Source organism: Acinetobacter sp. ANC_7503, assembly GCF_056780035.1.
In genome coordinates this window covers 1-231 of record NZ_JBWYJA010000045.1, presented here as the reverse complement: position 1 = coordinate 231, position 231 = coordinate 1, and the positions used below count along the sequence as shown (strand labels likewise).

The window sequence follows — 231 nt, the reverse complement described above, 5'->3', positions numbered from 1 at the left end:
GTTCAGTTGTACCTGTGATTTCTGGTGTTGTATCGTTTGTATCCGCAATTGGATCAATCGTTACATCGGTATCAGATGGTGCAGTTGTATCTACAGTTAATTTGCCATCCGCAGTTTCAGTAGCAGTATTACCCACCGCATCTTTCGCTTCAGCTTTAACTGTATATTCACCTTCTGGTAATTCTTCAGTCGGTGTGAACGACCAGTTACCTTCTGGATCTACAGTCGCAT

At 42.9% G+C, this 231-nt stretch carries 1 protein-coding gene; it reads right to left on the bottom strand.

The features are described from left to right. On the bottom strand, window positions 1-231 hold a 231-nt coding region (locus tag AC1M9M_RS14890), incomplete at both ends, for an Ig-like domain-containing protein (RefSeq protein ID WP_481596721.1).